At 61.1% G+C, this 20,167-nt stretch carries 21 protein-coding genes and 1 tRNA gene; 6 read left to right on the top strand and 16 right to left on the bottom strand.

Annotation, left to right across the window (positions count from 1 at the left end):
- Positions 1–1,245 (top strand): zinc-dependent metalloprotease (locus B3M53_RS13780; protein WP_286800716.1); only part of this gene is annotated, 1,245 nt, incomplete at its 5' end.
- A gap of 173 nt (positions 1,246–1,418) precedes the next feature.
- The gene (locus B3M53_RS13785) at positions 1,419–2,912 is read left to right on the top strand and encodes a S10 family peptidase (RefSeq protein WP_286800718.1); all 1,494 of its coding nucleotides are present in this window, start codon (positions 1,419–1,421) and stop codon (positions 2,910–2,912) included.
- A gap of 75 nt (positions 2,913–2,987) precedes the next feature.
- On the opposite strand, the gene B3M53_RS13790 is transcribed toward B3M53_RS13785, so the two are convergent.
- The 9 genes from B3M53_RS13790 to B3M53_RS13830 form a co-directional block, all read right to left on the bottom strand.
- Positions 2,988–3,518, bottom strand: a complete 531-nt coding sequence (locus B3M53_RS13790) for an adenine phosphoribosyltransferase (protein ID WP_028284521.1) — start codon at positions 3,516–3,518, stop codon at positions 2,988–2,990.
- Between the two features lie 175 nt (positions 3,519–3,693).
- Complete coding sequence (locus B3M53_RS13795; RefSeq protein ID WP_286800720.1) at positions 3,694–4,023, bottom strand: UrcA family protein; 330 nt, start codon at positions 4,021–4,023, stop codon at positions 3,694–3,696.
- A 575-nt stretch (positions 4,024–4,598) separates the two neighbouring features.
- A complete protein-coding gene (locus tag B3M53_RS13800; protein ID WP_286800723.1) occupies positions 4,599–6,188 on the bottom strand; it encodes a lysine--tRNA ligase in 1,590 nt (529 codons plus the stop codon).
- A 118-nt stretch (positions 6,189–6,306) separates the two neighbouring features.
- Entirely contained in the window at positions 6,307–6,999 is a 693-nt protein-coding gene (locus tag B3M53_RS13805; protein WP_286800725.1) for a hypothetical protein, read from the bottom strand.
- Entirely contained in the window at positions 6,983–7,180 is a 198-nt protein-coding gene (locus B3M53_RS13810; RefSeq protein ID WP_286800729.1) for a helix-turn-helix transcriptional regulator, read from the bottom strand. Before B3M53_RS13810 ends, B3M53_RS13805 begins: the two co-directional genes overlap by 17 nt.
- A complete protein-coding gene (locus B3M53_RS13815) occupies positions 7,177–7,584 on the bottom strand; it encodes a hypothetical protein (RefSeq protein ID WP_286800731.1) in 408 nt (135 codons plus the stop codon). Before B3M53_RS13815 ends, B3M53_RS13810 begins: the two co-directional genes overlap by 4 nt.
- 33 nt (positions 7,585–7,617) lie before the next feature.
- The gene (locus B3M53_RS13820; protein ID WP_286800733.1) at positions 7,618–7,860 is read right to left on the bottom strand and encodes a hypothetical protein; all 243 of its coding nucleotides are present in this window, start codon (positions 7,858–7,860) and stop codon (positions 7,618–7,620) included.
- A 328-nt stretch (positions 7,861–8,188) separates the two neighbouring features.
- Positions 8,189–9,658, bottom strand: a complete 1,470-nt coding sequence (locus tag B3M53_RS13825; RefSeq protein WP_286800735.1) for an amidohydrolase family protein — start codon at positions 9,656–9,658, stop codon at positions 8,189–8,191.
- Positions 9,659–9,800: 142 nt separating this feature from the next.
- Positions 9,801–10,436, bottom strand: a complete 636-nt coding sequence (locus B3M53_RS13830) for a peroxiredoxin (RefSeq protein ID WP_286800736.1) — start codon at positions 10,434–10,436, stop codon at positions 9,801–9,803.
- Between the two features lie 117 nt (positions 10,437–10,553).
- On the opposite strand from B3M53_RS13830, the gene B3M53_RS13835 reads away from it, so the two are divergent.
- Complete coding sequence (locus B3M53_RS13835; RefSeq protein ID WP_286800737.1) at positions 10,554–11,051, top strand: SixA phosphatase family protein; 498 nt, start codon at positions 10,554–10,556, stop codon at positions 11,049–11,051.
- A gap of 59 nt (positions 11,052–11,110) precedes the next feature.
- Positions 11,111–12,682, top strand: coding sequence for a glycosyltransferase (locus B3M53_RS13840; RefSeq protein ID WP_286800738.1), 1,572 nt, complete (start codon positions 11,111–11,113; stop codon positions 12,680–12,682).
- A 68-nt stretch (positions 12,683–12,750) separates the two neighbouring features.
- Here the strand turns inward: B3M53_RS13840 and B3M53_RS13845 are convergent, their stop codons facing one another.
- From B3M53_RS13845 to B3M53_RS13865, 5 genes are all read right to left on the bottom strand, one after another.
- Positions 12,751–13,413, bottom strand: coding sequence for a YqaA family protein (locus B3M53_RS13845; RefSeq protein WP_286800739.1), 663 nt, complete (start codon positions 13,411–13,413; stop codon positions 12,751–12,753).
- A gap of 385 nt (positions 13,414–13,798) precedes the next feature.
- Positions 13,799–14,239 (bottom strand): hypothetical protein, encoded by a 441-nt coding sequence (locus B3M53_RS13850; RefSeq protein ID WP_286800740.1) that lies wholly within the window; start codon positions 14,237–14,239, stop codon positions 13,799–13,801.
- A 314-nt stretch (positions 14,240–14,553) separates the two neighbouring features.
- Positions 14,554–15,165 carry an RHS repeat-associated core domain-containing protein gene (locus B3M53_RS13855; RefSeq protein WP_349678854.1) on the bottom strand — a complete coding sequence of 204 codons (612 nt, stop codon included), beginning with the start codon at positions 15,163–15,165 and terminating at the stop codon, positions 14,554–14,556.
- 166 nt (positions 15,166–15,331) lie between these two features.
- A tRNA-Gly gene (locus B3M53_RS13860) sits at positions 15,332–15,405 on the bottom strand.
- 70 nt (positions 15,406–15,475) lie between these two features.
- The gene (locus B3M53_RS13865) at positions 15,476–16,498 is read right to left on the bottom strand and encodes a 2'-deoxycytidine 5'-triphosphate deaminase domain-containing protein (RefSeq protein WP_286800741.1); all 1,023 of its coding nucleotides are present in this window, start codon (positions 16,496–16,498) and stop codon (positions 15,476–15,478) included.
- A 179-nt stretch (positions 16,499–16,677) separates the two neighbouring features.
- Between B3M53_RS13865 and apaG the strand changes: the two genes are divergently transcribed.
- Positions 16,678–17,070 carry a Co2+/Mg2+ efflux protein ApaG gene (apaG, locus tag B3M53_RS13870; RefSeq protein WP_286800743.1) on the top strand — a complete coding sequence of 131 codons (393 nt, stop codon included), beginning with the start codon at positions 16,678–16,680 and terminating at the stop codon, positions 17,068–17,070.
- A gap of 19 nt (positions 17,071–17,089) precedes the next feature.
- Positions 17,090–18,547: a TrkH family potassium uptake protein gene (locus B3M53_RS13875; RefSeq protein WP_286800744.1), complete on the top strand. Its 1,458-nt coding sequence runs from the start codon at positions 17,090–17,092 to the stop codon at positions 18,545–18,547.
- On the opposite strand, the gene B3M53_RS13880 is transcribed toward B3M53_RS13875, so the two are convergent.
- On the bottom strand, positions 18,544–19,296 hold the full coding sequence (locus B3M53_RS13880) for an ABC transporter ATP-binding protein (protein ID WP_286800745.1): 753 nt from the start codon (positions 19,294–19,296) through the stop codon (positions 18,544–18,546). The genes B3M53_RS13875 and B3M53_RS13880 overlap by 4 nt on opposite strands.
- Positions 19,297–19,300: 4 nt before the next feature.
- On the bottom strand, positions 19,301–20,119 hold the full coding sequence (locus tag B3M53_RS13885; protein ID WP_286800747.1) for an ABC transporter permease: 819 nt from the start codon (positions 20,117–20,119) through the stop codon (positions 19,301–19,303).
- Positions 20,120–20,167 lie beyond the last annotated feature (48 nt).

The raw sequence follows: 20,167 nt of genomic DNA on the forward strand, positions 1-20,167 counted from the left end.
ATGTGCAATTTCGCTGAACATCTGCAAATGGAGACGCTGTCCGGCGTCGCCGCCTTGCAGGCGCAAGGCGCATCCACGGTCGAAGTTGACGAACTGATCCGTCAGTCCCTTCACTATCTCGTGATCCACGAGATCGGCCACACACTGGGCCTGATGCATAACATGCGGGCGACTTCGACCATTTCGCTTGAAGACCTGGCGAATGGCGAAACCGTGACCGGCTCCATCATGGATTACCCGGCGCTGAACCTGCCGATGCAAGACGGCGCCAGCGTGCAATACTCCCAGGAAGTCCCGGGACCGTATGACATTTGGGCGATCAGCTATGGCTACACCCCGGATGCGGACGCCCTGCCCGCACTTTTAGAGCAATCGACGGATCCGGCGCTGGCTTTCGGCAATGACGCCGACGACCTGCGTTCGCCGGGCCGCCACTCTGACCCGCGCGTGATGATCAATGACCTGTCGTCCGACCCTGTGACCTGGGCCGGCCAGCGCGTTGAGCTGATCAACGACACCCTGCGTACACTGCCGGAAAACTTCGAGATTGAAGGGGAAACGTATCAGCCTCTTCTGACGAGCTATCTGGTGCTCTCTGGCCAGCGCTTCGGCGCCGCCAATGTGGCCAGCCGTCATATCGGCGGGATCTACAACAACCGCTCGGTGGTGGGTCAACCCGGCGCCGAGACGCCGTTCATCCCGGTTCCTCGCGACACGCAGGAACAAGCGCTCGACGTACTCGACGCCGCTCTGTTCGGTCCGGACGCGTTCGCAGCGGAAGAAGCCTATCTGGATCATCTGCAACGTCAGCGGCGCTTCTTTGATCATTTCGGCAGCGATGAAGACCCGGCGCTTCATGAGCGTGCGTTCAACCAGCAACGCGCCGTCATGGCGCATCTGCTGCATCCCAACATGCTCGAGCGTATGAATGATGCGCGCCAGTATGGCGGGGAGTATCCGGTGGCCGATTATCTGCAGGACCTGACGCAAGTGGTGTACGCCGCCGACATTCGCGGTGAACCGAACACCTATCGCCAGAACCTGCAGGTGGAGTATCTGCGCCAGCTGATCTCGATCGTCGGAAACGGCGATTATTCGCCGGTGGCCCGGTCGGCCGCTCTCGCCGCCATCAACGACGTCAAAGGCTGGGTCGGCCCCGACTGGATGCCCGACCTGATGGGCTCGCGCGAAGCCAAAGCGCACCGCGCCCATTTGCGCACGCTGATCAACGCCTTCGAAGGTTAAGATCAACGCCTTGCGCCGCCCCCGTCCTCTGGACGGGGGCGGTTTGCGTTTGGGCTCGCCCTTATGTCTGGACTTGACCTGACAAGCGCCAAGACCGCACAACGTACTATTATAACACCGGCCCTGACGGCGACGTCGAAAAGCCGGGAAAATACGGGGAAAAGGAGACGGATATGATCCGCACCGCCGCCGCCGCGCTCAGCGCGGCGCTCATGCTCGCCAGCCCGCTCATGGCTCAGGACGAGACGCCCGACATTCCAGAACCCAAACGCTGGGAATCCACCGGCCAGATCACCGCTGATGGCGAGCGTATCCGCTACAGCGTCATTGCTGGCGAGACGTATCTGGAAAACGACGAAGGCGAGCCCACCGGCTCGATCTTCTCCACCACCTATCTGCGCGACGGCGTGTCTGATCCGCGCACCCGCCCGGTGGCCTTCATTTTCAATGGCGGACCCGGCTCGGCCTCGCTCTGGCTGCATATGGGCATGTTCGGCCCGCAACGCGTGGTGCTGCCCAGCGACGCCCGCGATGACGGCGCCGCGCCGTTCGACCTGCGCGAAAACCCTGAAACGCTTCTGGATGAGGCCGATCTCGTCTTCATCGACCCCGTCGGCACCGGCTGGAGCCGCGCGCTTGGCGACACCGACCCGGCTGAAGAGTTTTGGGGCGTGGATGAAGACGCGGCTTCCGTCGCAGCCTTCATCCGCAAATGGCTGACCGAGCATCAGCGCTGGAATTCGCCGAAATACCTGCTCGGCGAAAGCTATGGCACCACCCGCATCGGCGCGCTGATGCGTCAGCTCGAAGCAGGCTGGAATGACGTCTCCATCAATGGCGTCGTGCTCATCTCCGTGGTGCTCGACTTCCGTCTGGACGCCACCGATCCCGGCAATGAAATCGGCTATGTGGGCCTGATCCCCGGCTACGCCGCCACCGCCTGGCATCACAATCTGGTGGACCGCTCCGCCTGGAACAATGATCGTGACGCCTTCCTGGATGACGCCCGCGCCTTCGCCACCGATGAATACCTGCCGGCGCTGGTGCGTGGTCATGACATCGACGCCGCCCGCAAGGCTGACGTCATCTCCCGCATGAGCGCGCTGACCGGCCTGTCAGAACAATATATCGAACGTTCCGACATGCGTGTGACGCTGTCGCGCTTCCGCACTGAATTGCTGCGCGATCAGGGCCTGTCCGTGGGACGCTTTGACTCGCGCTTCACGGGCGTGGAGCCGATCGGCGTGGCCGACAGCCCGGAGGGCGACCCGTCCGGCTATGGCATTGACGGCGCCTATACCTCCGCAATGATGGATTACTACACCCGCGTTCTGGGCGTGGATGAAACCCGCCCCTACACCACGCTGGGCGGCGTGCGCGAGTGGAACTGGGACGCTGGCCCCGCCGGCGGCAACAATAATTACGTCAACACCTCGGTCTGGCTCGAGCGCGCCATGCGCCAGAACCAGGATCTGCGGGTGCTCGCCACCAACGGCATCTATGATCTGGCGACGCCGTTCTTCGCCACCGAGATGACGTTCAACCGTCCCGGCTATTACGATCAGGACCGCATCGAGCTGACCTATTATCCGGCCGGCCACATGATGTATCTGCACCAGCCCTCCATTGAGCAGCTGGCGCAAGACGTGCGTGACTTCATCGAATAGGCGTGAGGCCTACCGAAAACGAGAAAGCCCCGGAGCGCTGCTCCGGGGCTTTTTTGTACGGAGTGAGTGGAGAGCCTACTCGCCTTCGAACGCCACCAGGCTCGCGACTTTCACGCCGTGAGCCTCAATCTTTTTCGCGCCGCCAATGTCCGGCAGGTCGATAACGAAGGAGCAGCCCACCACCTCGCCGCCGGCCGAACGGATCAGCTTGATCGCGGCTTCCGCCGTACCGCCCGTGGCGATCAGGTCATCCACGATCAGCACCGTTTCGCCCGGCTTGATGGCGTCGGTATGGATCTCCACCTCGTCCGTGCCGTATTCGAGCTCATAGCTCTGGCTGAGCGTGGAATGCGGCAGCTTGCCCTTCTTGCGGATCGGCACGAACCCGACGCTCAGCTGGTGCGCAACCGCGCCGCCCAGAATAAAGCCGCGCGCCTCGATCCCGGCGACCTTGTCAATCTTCTTGCCCGCATGGGGAAACACCATCGCATCCACCGCAGCGCGGAACGCGCCGGCGTCGCCCAGCAGCGTGGTGACATCGCGGAACATGATGCCCGGCTTGGGATAATCGGGGATCGTGCGAATAGCGGACTTGATGTGGTCCATAGGGCGCTCCGGCTGGATAAAAAAAGGCAGGCGCACCCTGCCCGTGTCAGGCCGAGCATTGAAGAGGGCGCATGCAGCGTCAAGCGCTCAAGCCGCAAAACAAACGGGCCCGCCAGCGTTTGCTGATGAGCCCGTTTTGATCCGTGCCGCAGATACGGTATCGGCGATCGGCGTTCTAGCCGCGGTCAGCCACGTAACGTGCTTCACGGGTGCGCTCCACATGAAGCGTCTGAAGACCGTCATGGGACACGGCGCTGATCACATGCTCGACCACATCAGCCCGGCAATAGGCCATCTCGGTGTCAGACTGCAGCGGCAGCGAACCGCAATAGCGTTCGGCTTCCGCGTTCAGGCGCTGATAGGCCACGCGTACAGCGGACTGGGAGGTCAGCTCGGCGCGATCCACCGCAAAGGTGAATTCTTCAGATTGCTGCGCGGAGGCCGCGAACAGGCCAGCAGACGCCAGGACAGAGGCCGCCGCTACGGTTTTGATAAAATGCTTCATTGGGTTCACTCCTCATTCTGACACGATCCGCCGCGCCTCTCGGCATTGCGCATCGCTATATGGACGGAGCCGGTTCAGACCTTCATCAGGGGGGTGAAGCCTGCGCGCTGAAACATCGACGACCGTCTCGGTTATTGTTCTGTCACCCAACAGTCATATTAATGTAATACATCTGGATACGGATGAAAAGTGGGGAGGAATTACAAGCTTCACGCTTTCCTAATGCGCCCCAAGCCATTGTTAAATATAATATTTCAGCATCGCGCACGGACAATGCGGGCAGCGAAGGACATGCGGCAGGATAAAATTTCCAAGGTTTTATAACGACTTAGAAAAAACTGATGTTTTTCAGTTTTATGTCAGGCTAAGCGCCAGCCTGTGGATATCTTTAATTATGATTATAATTCAGTAATTTGATTATAATTCAGCTTGATTCATAACCGCTACTTCATGCCGCTCGGCCTCGGAAGTTGTCATCAATGAGCAGCCCCCTGAACCCATAATGAAAAATGCGCCAGGCTCAGGCCCGGCGCATTTTATCAATGCGTTTGAGACGCGAAGACTGGCCTTTATCCCTAGGACAAATCGTCACCCTCCAGAGCCCGTTCGATCAACTCAATCGCGCCCGGCAGACCATAGAGCGCCGCCAGACCGCCAAAGCGCGGCCCCTGGCTTTGCCCGAGCAGCACTTCATAGAGCGCCTGGAACCAGTCGCGCAGGTTTTCAAAGTCCTGGCTCTTGCCCGCGGCGTAAACCTCGGTCTGGATGACTTCCGGATCGGTCTCGCCCGGATCAAGCGCCTTCAGGCGCTGCACCAGATCCTCCATGGCCGCCCGCTCCATATCGGTAGGCGCGCGATAAACCTTGTTCGGCTTCACCTGGTCTTCGTAATAGGCCAAGGCGTACCCGGCGAGCCGGTCCAGGAAGGGATCGGTTTCCGGCGTCAGGTCGGGCGCATATTTGGCGATGAACCCCCACAGCGTCGCCTTGTCATGAGCGTTCGCCGCCGAGACGAGATTGAGCAGCAAGGCATATCCGATATCAGAGCCCGCCTTGGGCGGCTCACCCGAATGGATGTGATAGACCGGATTTTCAATCTGCTTGGCCGGTTCCTGATCCGGATAGGCGCGCAAATGCTGGCGATACTCATCGATCGCCTTGGGGATCACGTCGAAATACAGACGCTTGGCCGTGCGCGGCTTCTGGAACATGTATTGCGACAGGCTCTCCTGCGGCGCGTAGCGCAGCCAGTCTTCCACCGCCAGACCATTGCCTTTGGATTTGGAAATCTTCTCGCCCTGATCGTCCAGGAACAGCTCGTAGACATATTGCACCGGCGGCTCGACGCCCAGGATGCGGCAGATCTTGGAATAGACTGGCGCATTGGCCTGGTGATCCTTGCCGAACATCTCGAAATCTACGCCCAGCGCGGCCCAGCGCATGCCGAAATCGGGCTTCCATTGCAGCTTGGTGTTGCCCCCCGTCACCGGCAGGGTGATGTCGGTCCCGTCCTCATCCTCAAAGGTGATCGTGCCGGCCTTGGCGTCGATGGCCTTCATCGGCACATAGAGCACCCGGCCCGTGGTCGGCGAGATCGGCAGGAAGGGCGAATAGGTCGCCTGCCGCTCCGCGCCCAGCGTGGGCAGCATCACCGCCATGATGTCATCGAATTTCTCGAGCGCGCGGATCAACGCCTCGTCAAACGCGCCTGAGCGATATTCGTGGGTGGCGGAGCGGAATTCGTACTCGAAACCGAAGCTGTCGAGGAAGGCGCGCAGGCGCGCATTGTTATGCTGCGCAAAACCCTCATGGGTGCCGAACGGATCGGGCACGTCGGACAGCGGCTTGCCCAGATGCGCCGTCAGCATGTCCTGATTAGGCAAGTTTGACGGCACTTTGCGCATGCCGTCCATGTCATCGGAAAAGGCGATGAGCTTGGTGGGATACTGATCGTCTGTCAGCACCCGAAAGGCATGGCGCACCATGGCGGTGCGCGCCACTTCGCCGAAGGTGCCGATATGGGGCAGGCCGGACGGGCCGTAGCCGGTCTCGAAAATGACCGCGCCGCCCTTCATCCCGCTTTTCTCCACCCGTTTCTTCACCAGGCGGGCCTGCTCAAAGGGCCAGGCCTTGGCGTTCTGGGCGAGCGCGGCGAAATCGGTCATCGCGGGTCTCTTTTCCTGCTACGAGTCGGATTGAAGCAGGGCAAGTAGAACCGCCAGCGGGTTTGGTCAACTGTGCGGGCGCTGAGCGACACGCGATGGCGAAGAACGCGCACGCGGATCAGGCGAAGAATCCCGGCAAGGCATTCAGATCCAGCCCCTGCGCCTGCATATAGGCGGTGAAGCTCCCAGGCTGACCAGCGGCGCGCCATGCGTCGAGGCCCGCCAGCACCTCTTGAAAGAGGTTCAGCTCTTCCAGTACGGCCTGTGTGAAGTCCGGCGCTTGAAGCTGTTCGCACAGAGTGGCGAGAGCCTGCATGGCGGCGCGCACATCAGGTTCGGGTTCTGACAGGGCGCCGCGCTCGACAGTATGAAACGCGTTGGAAACCCGCCTCAACAGATCAAGAATGCGTCCGCGCAGGGCCGCCGGATGACAGGGGTCGCGCTCCAACGCCTGTGCGAACAGGTCTGGGTTCCACTCAAATCCGGCTCTGAACACCAGCGGATCCGCCGCTGCGGCGTCTTCCTCTTCCCATGTCTGGCAGACCCGGCTCGCCGCCATCGCCACCGGATAGGGCATGAAGCCAGGGATAGCGCCAAACAGACGCCTTGCTTCATCAAGCATGCGCACCAAGGAGATCGCCTCCGTCAGCGGGGCTTGCTCCAGCTGGGCCGCGAAGGTGTCGCCGGCCTGTTCGGCCGCCGCCTTCAGGCCGGCCTGTTTCGCGTTGAAATACGCCGAAAAGGCTTGCAGCTCCGGCTTGGCCGCGAGCCAGGTCGCCGCCGTCTCGAGGAGGTCAGCTGTGCTCGTCATCAAAGATCGCTTCGATCGGCTGGCCGAACACCCGCGCGATCTTGAACGCCAGCGGCAGAGACGGATCATATTTGCCGTTCTCGATGGAGATGATGGTCTGGCGCGAGACGTCGAGCTTGTCCGCCAGCGCCGCCTGGCTCCAGCCGAGGTCAGCCCGGATATCTTTCAGACGGTTCTTCATGCGTAGCGGCGACTTTGAAATGAGAGAACGACCCAATACAGCACGACAAACATAGGCAATGCGACCACAGAATTGAGTTCCGGGAGAGGCAAGACCAGCCCGGCGATCGCCCAGTTTGTGAGCACAAAAGCCGTTCCGCCACCGGCGCATGCCAGCGCCGTCAAATGAATGCGCTGTTGCAGCTCGTCGAGCGAGCGAACCAGCAGGACAAACTCCCAGGCCAGCCAAACAAGTCCCACGACAGCGCCCAACAAGACGAGATCAGGCGCCGCGCCGAAATGAAAAAGCAATATGGAGCAAACTTCGATCAGGCCCGCCAGCGCACCTGCAATCGTATAGCGCGTTCGAGCTCTAACGGGCGCAGAGGCCGTTTCGGGCAACAAAAAGTCCAACCAGTGTTCCATTCACTCTCTCCTGAACATCTGCCTCTTAACTTCCTAAACTGATCCAGTCAGCTTCCTCCAGAGGCGGGCGCGGTTCGCAAACGCGGTCCATCCCAACAGCGCGCCGCCGCCCCAGATCATGGCTTCGGTGGAAAACGCCGCGGCGATGACGGCCGAGATCATCAATGCGCGAGGGGCGTCAAACAGGATCGTCAGGCCCAAAGCGGCCCAGGAGGCCGCACACAACCCGATCAAAGCGAAGGCGGCGATGCGGCGGATGGTTTGTCCCTGTTTCATGATGGGTCCTTTCTATGCGCCATGAGGCGGGGCGTTCATATGCCCGGTTGCTGTGTCGCTTCACTGTGCAACCTGTCCTGAGCGAGCGGCTCTTGCGAAGGAGGCGCTTCGGCTGCTGGCTGAGTCAGGAAGGCGAGCGCATAGAGCGCTAGCCAGGGCAGAGCTTTCAAACTATCAGCAGACATGACGCCCTTCCCTTCATGTAAAGCGTACTTCACATATGATGTAAAGCTCACTTCACGTCAAGCACCCTTTACTCATTTTTGTAAAAAAAAGACCGCCTCGATAGACGGGACGGTCGATTCATCAAGTCAGACTGGCGGCTCTATCAATCCGACTGCAGCGCAGCAGGCTGAAGCTGCACATCCCAGGTCAGATCCTCGAAACTGTGCAAGCTCCCGTCCGTCATAACCCAGGCCGCATTGCGGGCGTGCGTGATGGCCTCAAGCGGATTATTACGCAAGAAAACAAGGTCAGCGTCCAGGCCGACGGCCCAACGCCCCGTCTCATTCTCCAGCCCCATAACGGTCGCGCCGCCTACCGTGGCCAGCTCCAGTATGCGCCAGGACGAAAACCCGGCGTCAGCCAGCAAGCCAAGCTCGGTTGCATAAGCAGGTCCGCCGCCCGGGCCATCCGTCCCGATGCCAAGGGGAATGCCCGCCGCGTCCAGACGCTGTGCAAACTCGAAGCTTCGCAACAAGGCCGCCTGGGAACGGCGGGTATCCTCATCGGTCCAGTCGCCGCCATTCATGGCGAGCATCTGCTGCAGGCCCGACAGAGTGCGAGGGTGGAAATAGGGCTGATCCTCAGGCGGATAAACCCGCTCGAACCCTTCAGGCCCGGTGACCAGTGCATTGACCTGCAAGGTCAGGTCCACATTGGCGCCTGTTTCAGCCAGGGTCGAGAACAGCTCCTGCATCAGTGGGCCATCAAATTCGACACGCTCGAACCATTGATACATGAAGCGCGCATCCATCCCGCGCACATTGATGTAGTCCTCCCGCGCGCCCGGCTCGAGCAGGTCTGCGCTGGTCGGCATGGCGTGCAGGAAGCCTGTTACGCCCAGTTCCGCCGCTCGCGTCCAGCTCACCTGATCCAGATGCGCAATCGGCTCCAGACCATGCTCGCGCGCCACACGTGCGCCCGTTTCAAGCTGCGCCTCGGTCAGGCTGTGATAGAGCTTGAAATAGGTCATCCCCAGCGCCGCCTGGCGCGCAGCTTCTGCCTGCCATTCCTCTTCGGTCCGGGGATAGGCGAAGGCCGATCCGCCATAGGGCGGCGGCTGGATGACCGAGCCCGCATGATAGGTCCGCGGGCCCAGCCATTCTCCCGTGCTGACGCGTTGGTCATAAGCCGCGCTGGCTTCCGGGTCAGAGCCGGGATTGCGTACCGTCGTGACGCCGAACGCCAGCGCCATGCGGGCATGAAACTCCGTGATCTCATCCACACTTTCGATGGTCAGCACGGGTTGGCCATCAACGAATTCGATCGCATGCGGGCCTGCGGTCAGATGCCCATGCACATCAATGAATCCCGGCAAAGCGTACAAGCCGGTCATGTCCTGCACAGCGGAAAAGGCGCCCCGCGGCGGCTCGTCGGAGCCAAAAGCTGCGATCCGGCCTTCTTGAACCACGACCCAGCTGTCTTCGGCGACGCTGCGCGCCACGGGATCAATCCGTGTGAAACCGGTATAGAGCGTGCCCGTCAGAAGCATGGCGGATGTGGAGCCGCCTGCGCACCCGCCCAGCACAAGGGCCGCGGCGGAGATCGTAGAGGCGAACAGGGTTTTTAGGCGCATGGCGCTCACTCCTTTTGTAAAGCGTGCTTCACATATTGTGTAAAGCTCGCTTAACGTCAAGTATCCTTTACTACCTTGTATCAAAAAAACGGCCGCCCCGGGTTCCGGAGCGGCCGCATTCACATATAAACCTCTGAGAGGCTTACTTGTCCGGCTGCGGCGTGGTGCGCAGATACGGCTTGATCTTGGTGTAGCCTTTGGGGAAGAGCTTGTCGGCCTCTTCGTCGGAAATGGACGGCACCACGATCACGTCCTGGCCATCTTCCCAGTTCACCGGGGTGGCCACTTTGTAGCCATCGGTCAGCCGCAGGGAGTCGATCAGGCGCAGCACTTCGTTGAAGTTCCGGCCCGCGCTCGGCGGATAGGTGAAGGTGGCGCGGATCTTCTTGTTCGGGTCGATGATGTAGACGGCCCGCACAGTCACTTTCGGATCGGCGTTGGGGTGGATCATCGTATAGAGCTCGGACACCGAGCGATCCGTGTCGGCGATGATCGGGAAGTTCATCTTAACGCCTTGGGTCTCTTCAATGTCCTTGACCCAGCCATGGTGGTCCGCAATCGGGTCCACAGACAGCGCGATCGCCTTGGCGCCGCGCTTGGCGAATTCGTCTTTCAGCCGGGCGGTGTAGCCGAGCTCCGTGGTGCAAACCGGGGTGTAGTCGGCGGGGTGAGAGAAGAACACCACCCAGTCATCACCGATCCAGTCGTGGAACTTGATCTTGCCTTCGGTGGTTTCCGCTTCAAAGTTCGGGGCGATATCGCCAAGCAGCAGACCCATTATTCATCTCCATCAGAGCATTTGCGAGGGGCGTCAAACACCGCTTTACTTGGCGCGGGCTGCCGTGCAACGCAACCCGTAAGCCGTGTAATTGCCCTTGCATGAGGATTCGCCCCTATGCCCCTCCTGATCGCCATGCGCCACGCCAAGGCCGTCGACCGTATGATGGCTGAAGACGATTTCGACCGTGGCCTGACCGAGCGGGGCGTCGCCGACGCCGACCGGGCGGCCGAAGCCTTGAACCGGGCGGGCGTTAAGGCCACGCACGCTCTTGTGAGCCCGGCCCGACGGACCCGCGAGACCTGGAAACGCCTCAGCGCCATACTGGGCGAGCTGCCCGTCACCGATCCCATGGCGCTCTATCACGCCTCGCCGGACATGCTGGAGCGCGCCGTCGCCGAACAGCTCGATCAGGGCGCAGAGGCGATCATGCTGGTGGGTCACAATCCCGGCATCGGCGCCCTGGTGCATACGCTCGCCGGTCAGGCCGAAGCCGCCTCCGACCTGCCCTATGGCTGGCCGACCAGCGCCTTCGCCGCCTTTGACGTCTTGCTGGACGGCAAGCGTCTGACCGCAAACCGGCGCCGCTTGTATTTCAACCCCAAAGAGTCTTGATTCTCTTATTAAGGGAATATTAACTACGCCCCGGCTGGTACTCAACGGGGGAGCGCGGCATGCCGTCTGTGATCAGACCGGCTTTTTCAGGACGCTTGCGCTCCGCTCGAAGCGGACGGCCGCTTGATCTGCACGCCGCCGCCTATGGCCTGCGTGATCTCAATCCTCTGGCCAGCGCCGGACACGCCTTGAGCCCACCTATTCCGCTGGTGCTCGGCCCGCTCGCTTTCCTTCTGGTCTGCGTCGTCCTTCTGAAGGGTTTTGTGCTCCTTGCGCTGTTCTGGATCGCCGCATCCGGCGTGATCGTGATGAGCGCCTTGCGGCTCGCCGCGGCCCTCACCCCGGCGCGCCATGCGCCGCGCATGCGTCTCTCAAACCATGAGCTGCCCACAATCAGCGTCATCATCGCGCTTTATGACGAGGCGGAGGTGTTGCCCGGTCTGATCGCCGCCCTGTCACGCCTCGACTATCCGCGGCGCAAGCTCGACATTATCCTGGCGCTGGAAGCCCATGACACAGCCACACGCGCCACAGCCCGCGCGCTGGCGGCCCGGCAGGCCTTGTGCGTCGTCGTCCTGCCCCCGCTGGGGCCGATGACGAAACCGCGCGCGCTCAACATGGCGCTGCAGGCGGCGCGCGGTGAGTTGATCGCGGTGTATGACGCCGAAGACTCGCCCCACCCCCAGCAATTGCGTCACGCCGCCGAGGCCTTTGCGGCGAATCCGGGCTTGGGCGTCGTTCAGGCCCCACTGGGTTGGTATAATCGTGAAGACAACTGGCTAACGGCCCAATTCGCGCTGGAATACGCCACCCAGTTTCACGCCCTGCTGCCGCTGTTATCACGGCTGGGCTGGCCGCTGCCGCTTGGGGGGACCAGCAATGTGTTCCGCCGATCCGCGCTTTTGCAATGCGGCGCCTGGGATCCGTTCAATGTCACTGAGGACGCGGATCTGGGCTTTCGGTTGGGTCGCCAGGGTTGGCGCGCCGGGCTGATCGAGCCGGGCACGCTGGAAGAAGCGCCGCTCACCCCCCGCGCCTGGACCAATCAGCGCAGCCGCTGGCTCAAAGGCCATTTCGTCACCTGGCTGGTGCATATGCGCGATCCGCGCGGCCTGATCGATAGCTTGGGCTGGGGCGGCGTGTTCAGCCTCAGCTTCACCGTGCTCGCCAATATGTTGAGCGCGCTGATTCACGCGCCGACCGTGCTGGCGATGGCGCTCGGCGCGATCCTTCTGGGGCTTGTTCCGGGTTGGGGCGCGCTGTGGACGTTCGGGGCGTTGTTGATGGGCGTCGCCTATGGCTCGGCCATGGTCTGCGCGATCACCGGCGCGCGCCGGGCGGGCTTCCACCCGACACTCAGCTCTGTGCTCAGCATGCCCGCCTATTGGCTGTTGCAGGCGCCCGCCGCGCTCAAGGCCTTGCGCGAGCTGCCCCGCCACCCCTATCTGTGGGACAAGACCCAACACGGCGTTTCCCGCGCCCGCAGAGAAACGCCTGATGACGCTGCCGATCACACTCTTGCTCATGCTCGCCACCGCCGGCCTGTTCGCGCTCGCCGCCTGGCGCAGCGGCAGGCCCTCAAATCCGCTCAAGCCGCGTCTTATTCCCTGGACTCTGCTCAGCATCGCTAGCGGCGTCTTTTTCATGATGCTGCTGGCGCATGTGTTCAGCCATTTCGGCTTTGAAACCGGTCAGCGCTTCATGCCGCGCTAGCGCCGCCCGCGACCAGTATGATCGCCGCCCCCATCATCAGGGCGAACAGCGCCACCACCCCGACGCGCACCGCAAGGCGCAGCCCGCTTGGCAGGCGCGCCCACAGCCAGAGCACGCGGCGGCCAAAGAGGAACAGTAGAACGCCCATGGCGCCATAGCGCACCAGCCGCCCCGAAAACGCCGCCAGCACAAACAGGGGCGCCGGGATCAACGCCGCGCCGGCGGCGAAGGAGCTCAGCTGCACCGGCACCGGCGTCAGCATGGACACCCCCACTGCCCACGCGCCATAGGCGTCGATCCGCGCCCGCGCGCCCTCTAGCGACAATGCAAGATCGGGCCGCGCGCTGATGAACGCCTCCGCCAGATCAAGCGCCAGACGACCCGCCCAATAACTCAGCACACAGCCCAGCACCGAGCCGAGCGTGACCACCAGCGTCGCCTCGACCACCTGTCGTCGGCCGCGCAACATGTACGCCAGAAGCGGAAACTCGATCGGCCAGGGTAAAAGCGTGCTTTCCAACACCGAGCCTGCAAACAAAGCCAGCAAAGCCAAAGGCCCCCGCGCCATCCGGTCGAGCCGGGCGCGCCAGAGCCTCAGCCGGCGCCGCCAGCGTATCGTTCGTTTGAAAGGCGCGCGGGTCTCGCTCATGAGACGGACTTACACCGGAAGGGTTAACCGCACACCCGGCGTGTCGCCGCAGGGGGGCATCAAGGCACCTCGACTCCCGTCCGGCTGTCAACGTGCGCGTGACCGCACCCGTCTCAGTGATGTCGATGATCTGGTTGAGCGCATTATGGTCATAGATCGAGGTCTGATCGGTATGGCCCGCAAAGGCGAAGCTGCCGCCCGTATCGGTCCGCTCTGTGATCTGTCCCGCTGGGTTATAGTCAAAGCCCAAAGTGCGGATGTCAGACGGCGTGGAGCCCTCAAGCTCAGTCGCGAGGTTCTTCAAGGCGTGAGGCGGCGTCGCAACCTCACAAAATTTCTGCGTTTCCACTGCAGAATCTCAAATCAAATTCAAACAATATGAATATTATTCGGCTTCATTAATTTGCGCAAACAGTCCCTCTCCTGATATGTGCGTATAGTTCGCACTATCTTCATTGATAACAACATAGGACTGAAGCCCACACTCTGGACTGTAATTATAAATTCTAATAAAATTCGAGGCTTGGTTCTTCGGCTCAGCCAAAAGAATCTGACTCGTCGACGCAACGCCACTATGGCATGTAATTTCAAATTCGCTAATTACAGACCAAATATACATCTCTCCATCATGCGTCCAATCTTCGTGATATAATGCAGACGGTGCAATAAACTCAAAAACTGGGGATGTATAGCACAATACACCTCCATAAGAACAACTCTTAAGAGGCACTATAAAAACACCTGTATTTATAGCATACTCCCCATACTCCATGTACACCTCTGCAACAACAGTTCGATTTTCATTTAAGAGCTCAAAAGTCTCCATATTACCCCTCCTTTATTCAATTATACAGTTAGCAAACTGGCTCACTTTACTTTTATATCTATTCGAAGAACTTTCGAAATTGCGTATATCTCTAAAATAGGCATCAAAATCACCTGCATAATTATTACTTAACGTTGCAGTGAACTCGGAATATGTCAACGAATGCCCAATTTCATGTAGCAATGTAAATGCGACATCTCCAGCCCCACCATACCGCACATGATTGGCATCCACATTAATATCAGGACCTCTAGGGTCATAGGATCCATTATGGTCCACTAACCCAGGCATTATATTAAAATCTTGAATTCTAATCAGTTTTGTATTGCCGATTGGTGATCAGAATTGTTCAAATAACGGGCTGCCAGATTTACTGCCGATTGCAATTTTCTTTGGTTTGGCGTCACGTCTCCCCACATATCAGGCTCTCCAACTTGGTGGCGAACCGCTCTCTCTTGGCCAGGACGATCCGGAATAATACCATCACAATCACTTTCCTCCCCATCGCTATCATCCCCCCAGTCCACAATCGCATGAGCAGATTTCATTTTTGACAGAAACTCATTGAGCGCCGTTCGGTCTTGTATGGAAATGAACCTTTGTCCGTAAACGGTGATGCAGTCCTTTCCCGGCTTACACGCTCGCAACCCCCACGGATCCGTCGCGTTCACCGGATCCCCGCCCACATAGGCGTAGAGATTGATGCCGCCGCTATGCCCGATCGGGTCGGACTGCATGAAGACCCCGAGCTCGGCGTGATAGGCGCGGGCCTTGTAATGATAGAGCCCCGCTTCGGCGAGCCAGATCTGGCCCGTATAGCCGAACCGGCCCTGGTTTGAGTCCCCCGGACGACCATATTCGTCATAGGTATTGGTCTGAACAATCGCGCCCGCCCCATCGGCATGGGCGTAGCTTCGAAGGATCAGCCAAAGGCGCCGGGGGCGCGTTTGGCCCGGAGAAGGCCGCGTTCATCGGCCAGAAGCCAGCGGCGGCCCTCGAGCGCGCCCACGCTGGTATAGTCATAGCGCACCAGCGGGGCGTCACATTGCCCGAGCTGCCGCAGGTGATCATCCCAAATTGTCAGGAAAAACGTGGAGCGGGTGAAGGGAATCGAACCCTCGTCTGGAGCTTGGGAAGCTCTCGCTCTACCATTGAGCTACACCCGCTTGAGCGCGTTGTTTTTATCAGATTGAACAAACCCGGCAAGCAAGCAGACGCAGGACGTGTCTGCGCGCGTCAGCCCTGCTTGAAATGCTTGGCGAGCTTCAGGCCCTGGGCCTGATAGTTCGAACCGGCGACGCCATAGGGCGTTTTCACGTCTGACGACATGGGTTCATAGACCAGCCGGGCCACGGCCTGGCCATGATCGAGGATGAAGGGCACGTCGCGGCCGCGCACTTCCAGCACGGCGCGAGAGCCCGCGCCGCCCGCCGCATCCACGCCGAAACCGGGATCGAAAAAGCCGGCGTAATGGGCGCGAAACTCACCAATTTCGGGCGCGATGGGCGCCATTTCAGCGGCTTGGTCCACCGGCACGCTGACGGCTTCGCGCGAACACAGAATGTAGAATTCACCCGGATCGAGCACGATCCGGCCATTGGGGGCGTAGAGCGGCTCCCAGAAGCGCTCGGGATCATGCGCGCCGACTTTCATCAGGTCCACCAGCGGGCTGTGGCGCTTGGCGCGATAGCCCACGGGCTGGCCGTCCCCGGCCTTGAGGTCGACGGACAGGGTCACCGCGTCAAGCGCTGTCATCTCGCCCGCGCGCAGACGCACCTGCACCAGCCGGTCGCCGGGCCGCGCCAGCACCGAGAAGGTGCGCGGGGAAATCTCCACATAAAGCGGGCCTTGATAGCCTGCCTGCACCTGATCAAAGGCGCTCGACTGATCGCCAATAACGCGGGTGAAGACATCAAGGCGCCCGGTGGAGCTTTTGGGATTGGCGAAGGCGGCGACCGCGTCGGGCAGGCTGAGACTTTCCTGGATCTCGGCCAGATAGACGCAGCCCGTCTCCAGCACCGCCCCGCCCTCAAGGTCGAGCTCGTGCATGACCACGTCCTCATCGAGGCACTCCATGACCGTGCGAGACGGCCCCGGCAGGAAGCTCGCCCGCAAGCGCCAGGCCCGTCGCGCCAGTCGCAGATCAAGGCTGGCAGGCTGGATCTGACCGGTTTCCAGCGGCGTGTCAGACGCGATCCAGCCCTGAGCGACGGCTTCGGTCAGGGCGCGGTCAGGCAGAATGCCGGGGGAAGGAGTCATCAGATCAGGGCTTCACAACAGAATCATTTGAGGGTTCTAAGTGTCCGCGTTTGAGGCCCGCCTTGTCCAGCAAGCGACACCGCCGCACAAGCGCCGCGCTGCGTGCGGTACTATTTTGCTTGAGCCATGGACGCTATCTGGGTCTGATACGCGTTTGCGCTGTAAGGGAAGGCCCGCCCATGTATGAAGAAGTCACTCGGGACATTCTGATCCGTGTGCGCCCGGCTTTTCGGGACGAGGAGTCCGAACCCGATGAGGGGCGCTATGTCTGGTCCTACACCATCGAGATCGAGAACAAGGGCCAGGCGGTCGTTCAATTGATGAGCCGGGAATGGCGCATCACTGACGCCTTCAATCAGATCGAGATCGTTCAAGGGCCGGGCGTGGTCGGCGAGCAACCCCGGATCAAGCCGGGCGAAGTGTTCGCCTATACCTCCGGCGCGCCCTTGCGCACCCCGTCAGGGTTCATGCGCGGCGCCTACACCATGCGCACCGAGGACGGCGAGAAGTTTGACGCGGTCATTCCCGGTTTTGCGCTGGACTCGCCTTACAACACCGTGACCTTGCACTAGAGCCGCTTCGGGAAATCCTGTGAACGCTTCGGGCCGCACCGTTCTTTTTGTGCTGGGCGTCATGCTCGCCAGCCTGTCCGCCGCCATGTTCGCGCCGGCGATCGCGGACCTGAATGACGATGCGCAGGCCGCCCACGCCTTTTTCGGCGCGGGCGGGCTGGGGCTGGCGCTCGGCGGGATCATGACCTTGATGGGCCGCGGCTCGACCAAGGATCTCAGCGCACGCGGCGCGATTCTGCTGACGGGCGGCGCGTGGATCGTATTGTCTGTCGCCGCCGCCATTCCGCTGAAACTCTCAGGCCTCGACATCAGCTGGACGGACGCGCTGTTTGAAGCCACCTCCGGCATCACCACCACCGGCGCAACGGTGCTGACGGGCTTGCAGGACATGCCCGCGGGCATCTTGCTATGGCGCTCGATCCTGCAATGGATCGGCGGGGTCGGCATCATCGTCACCGCCATGGCGATCTGGCCGCTCCTCGGGATTGGCGGCATGCAGCTCTTCCGGCTTGAAAGCTCTGACAACTCAGAGAAGGCCCTGCCGCGCGCCGGTCAGATCGCGGCCGCGGTCGGCCTGGTCTATCTGGTGCTGACCTTCCTGTGCTTTCTCGCCTATCTGGGCGCGGAGATGACGCCGTTTGAAGCGATCAATCACGCCATGACCACAGTGGCGACGGGCGGCTTCTCCACCCATGACGGCTCCATCGGGGCCTTTGTCGACGGCGGCGCGGACCTGGTCGCTCTGGTGTTCATGGTGCTGGCGGCCTTGCCGTTCGTGCTGTTCCTGCGCGCCGCCCAGGGGCGGCCGGATTTGTTGGTGTTCGATCCGCAGGCTCGCGCCTTTCTGATGGTGGCGCTGACAGCGTCCGTGCTGCTGACGCTATGGCTGGTGGTCCATGACCCCCATGATCACGGGCATCTGCCCGCCTGGCGGATCGCAGCGGTCAACGGCGTCTCCGTGCTGACCGGGACCGGGTACGCCTCGGTGGATTTCTGGCTCTGGGGCGGGGGCGCGGCGGGCATTTTCTTCGTTCTGATGTTCATTGGCGGCTGCGCGGGCTCGACCACATGCTCGGTGAAGATCTTCCGCTATCAGATCGCGGCCTCGGCCATGAACGCCTATATCGCCCAATACGCGCGGCCCAACGCCGTCAAACCCATCCGCTACCGCAACCAGACCGTTCCCGACGAGACGGTGCGCTCGGTGCTGGGGTTCTTCTTCTTGTTCTTCCTGACCTTCGGGATCAGCGCCTCGATCCTGAGCCTGATCGGACTCGATCCTGTGACCGCCGTCAGCGGCGCGGCCACCACGCTCGCCAATGTGGGGCCGGGGCTGGGCGAGATCATCGGACCCGCCGGCTCATTCCAGGGTCTGCCAGCCCCAGCGAAATGGGTGATGACGGCCAATATGATCATTGGCCGGCTGGAGATCATGGTGATTTTCGTGATGCTGGCGCCGCGCTTCTGGCGCGGCTAGGCGTTCAGGGCCTTGGAGCGCTCGATCACCTCATCCACATCGCCGCGATGGGTGATCACGCCTTCCTGCATCAAGATCGCCTGATTGCAGACCGACTTCATCAGTTTGACGTTATGGGTCGCCAGCACGAGGATGCGTGAGCGTTTGACCATGTCGTCCAGCCGCTCCTTGGCGCGCGCCTGAAAGGCCGCGTCGCCGGCGCCCAGCCATTCGTCAAACAGCAAGATATCCGCATCAAACGCCGTGGCGCAGGCGAATTTGAGCCGCATGGCCATGCCTTGCGAATAGGTGCGGATCGGCAGGTCCAGATAATCACCCAGCCCGGTAAACCGGATGATGTCTTCCTGCATGCCCTCGATTTCGCGCTGGCTCTTGCCCGCCACGATGCCGGCCAGACGGATGTTCTCATATCCGCTGGCGTCCATGTTCATGCCCAGGCCGATGTTGAACATGGTCGCGATATGCCCATCCACGGCCACCATGCCGCGCTTGGGCGGATAGATGCCGGCGATGGTGCGCAACAATGTGGTTTTGCCGGCGCCGTTGCGGCCGACGACGCCCAGCCGGTCTCCCGGCTTGAGCAAAAGCGACATGTTGCGGATGGCGTGGACGTTCAGGGTCGAGCCCTGACGCTCGATCAGGCCGCCGGACACCCGCTCTTCTGTGGCCGTGTCCGTCTCCGCGTTCTTACGCTTCACCCGGCGCGAGGTGAAGGTGACGTCGACATTTCTGAGAAGAACTCGAGCCATGGCGTTACAACCAGAAAATCAGATCGCGACGAAAGCGCGCGAACACGGCGAACGTGACCAGTGAGCCGACCACTGTCATCGCCAGCACCACCCACCAGTGAAACATCACCACCTGACCGTTGAGCAGCGGCTCCCGGACAATGGCGATGAAATGGGTCAGCGGATTGATATTGGCGAACTTGCCGCGCGTCCCCAACTCGTCCGCGACCCACAAAACCGGTGTCATCAGAAAGGCGAACCGCATGATGGTGGCGACGATGTGCTGCAAATCACGGAACCGCGCCGTCAGGAAGCCCAAGAGCAGGCTGACCCAGACCGAGGTGTAGACGATCACCACCAGCGCCGGGATCGCCCATAGCGCACCCCAGGTGAGCGGGTGGCGCAGAAAAGCCAGCGCCATGGCCACCGACAATCCCGTCAAAGCCAGGTTGAAGACGTTGCGAAAGGTTAGCTTGTAAGCAAACAGGCTCATCGGCAAACGTTGCGACCGCAACCAGCCTTCAGCAGCGATAAAGACGGTGCAGGCCCCGGTGATCGCGGTCGAGATATACTGGAAAACCCACAATCCGATCAGAAGGTAGGCGGCGAACCAGCGCGCATCGCTGGAGCTGAGCGCCCCGAAAAACCAGATCAGCCCCGCGCCGAACATCAAGAAGGACACAACGATCCAGGCCGCCCCCAGCAAGGAGCCGCGATAAAGCTGTTTGACTTCCTGAAGGCCTAGATTGATCCACAGGCTGTGCCGCTCCAGCCCCTCCTTGAGATCAAAGAGGGCGTCTGAAACCGCGTTCGAGTTGGATCGGTAGGAATAAGGCGCAGACACTCAGACACACTAAAGGTTGTTGGCGATGCTTAGGCGGTACAGGCGCAC

This window comes from Oceanicaulis sp. UBA2681, from assembly GCF_002354675.1.
GTDB classification, from domain to species: Bacteria; Pseudomonadota; Alphaproteobacteria; order Caulobacterales; family Maricaulaceae; genus Oceanicaulis; species Oceanicaulis alexandrii.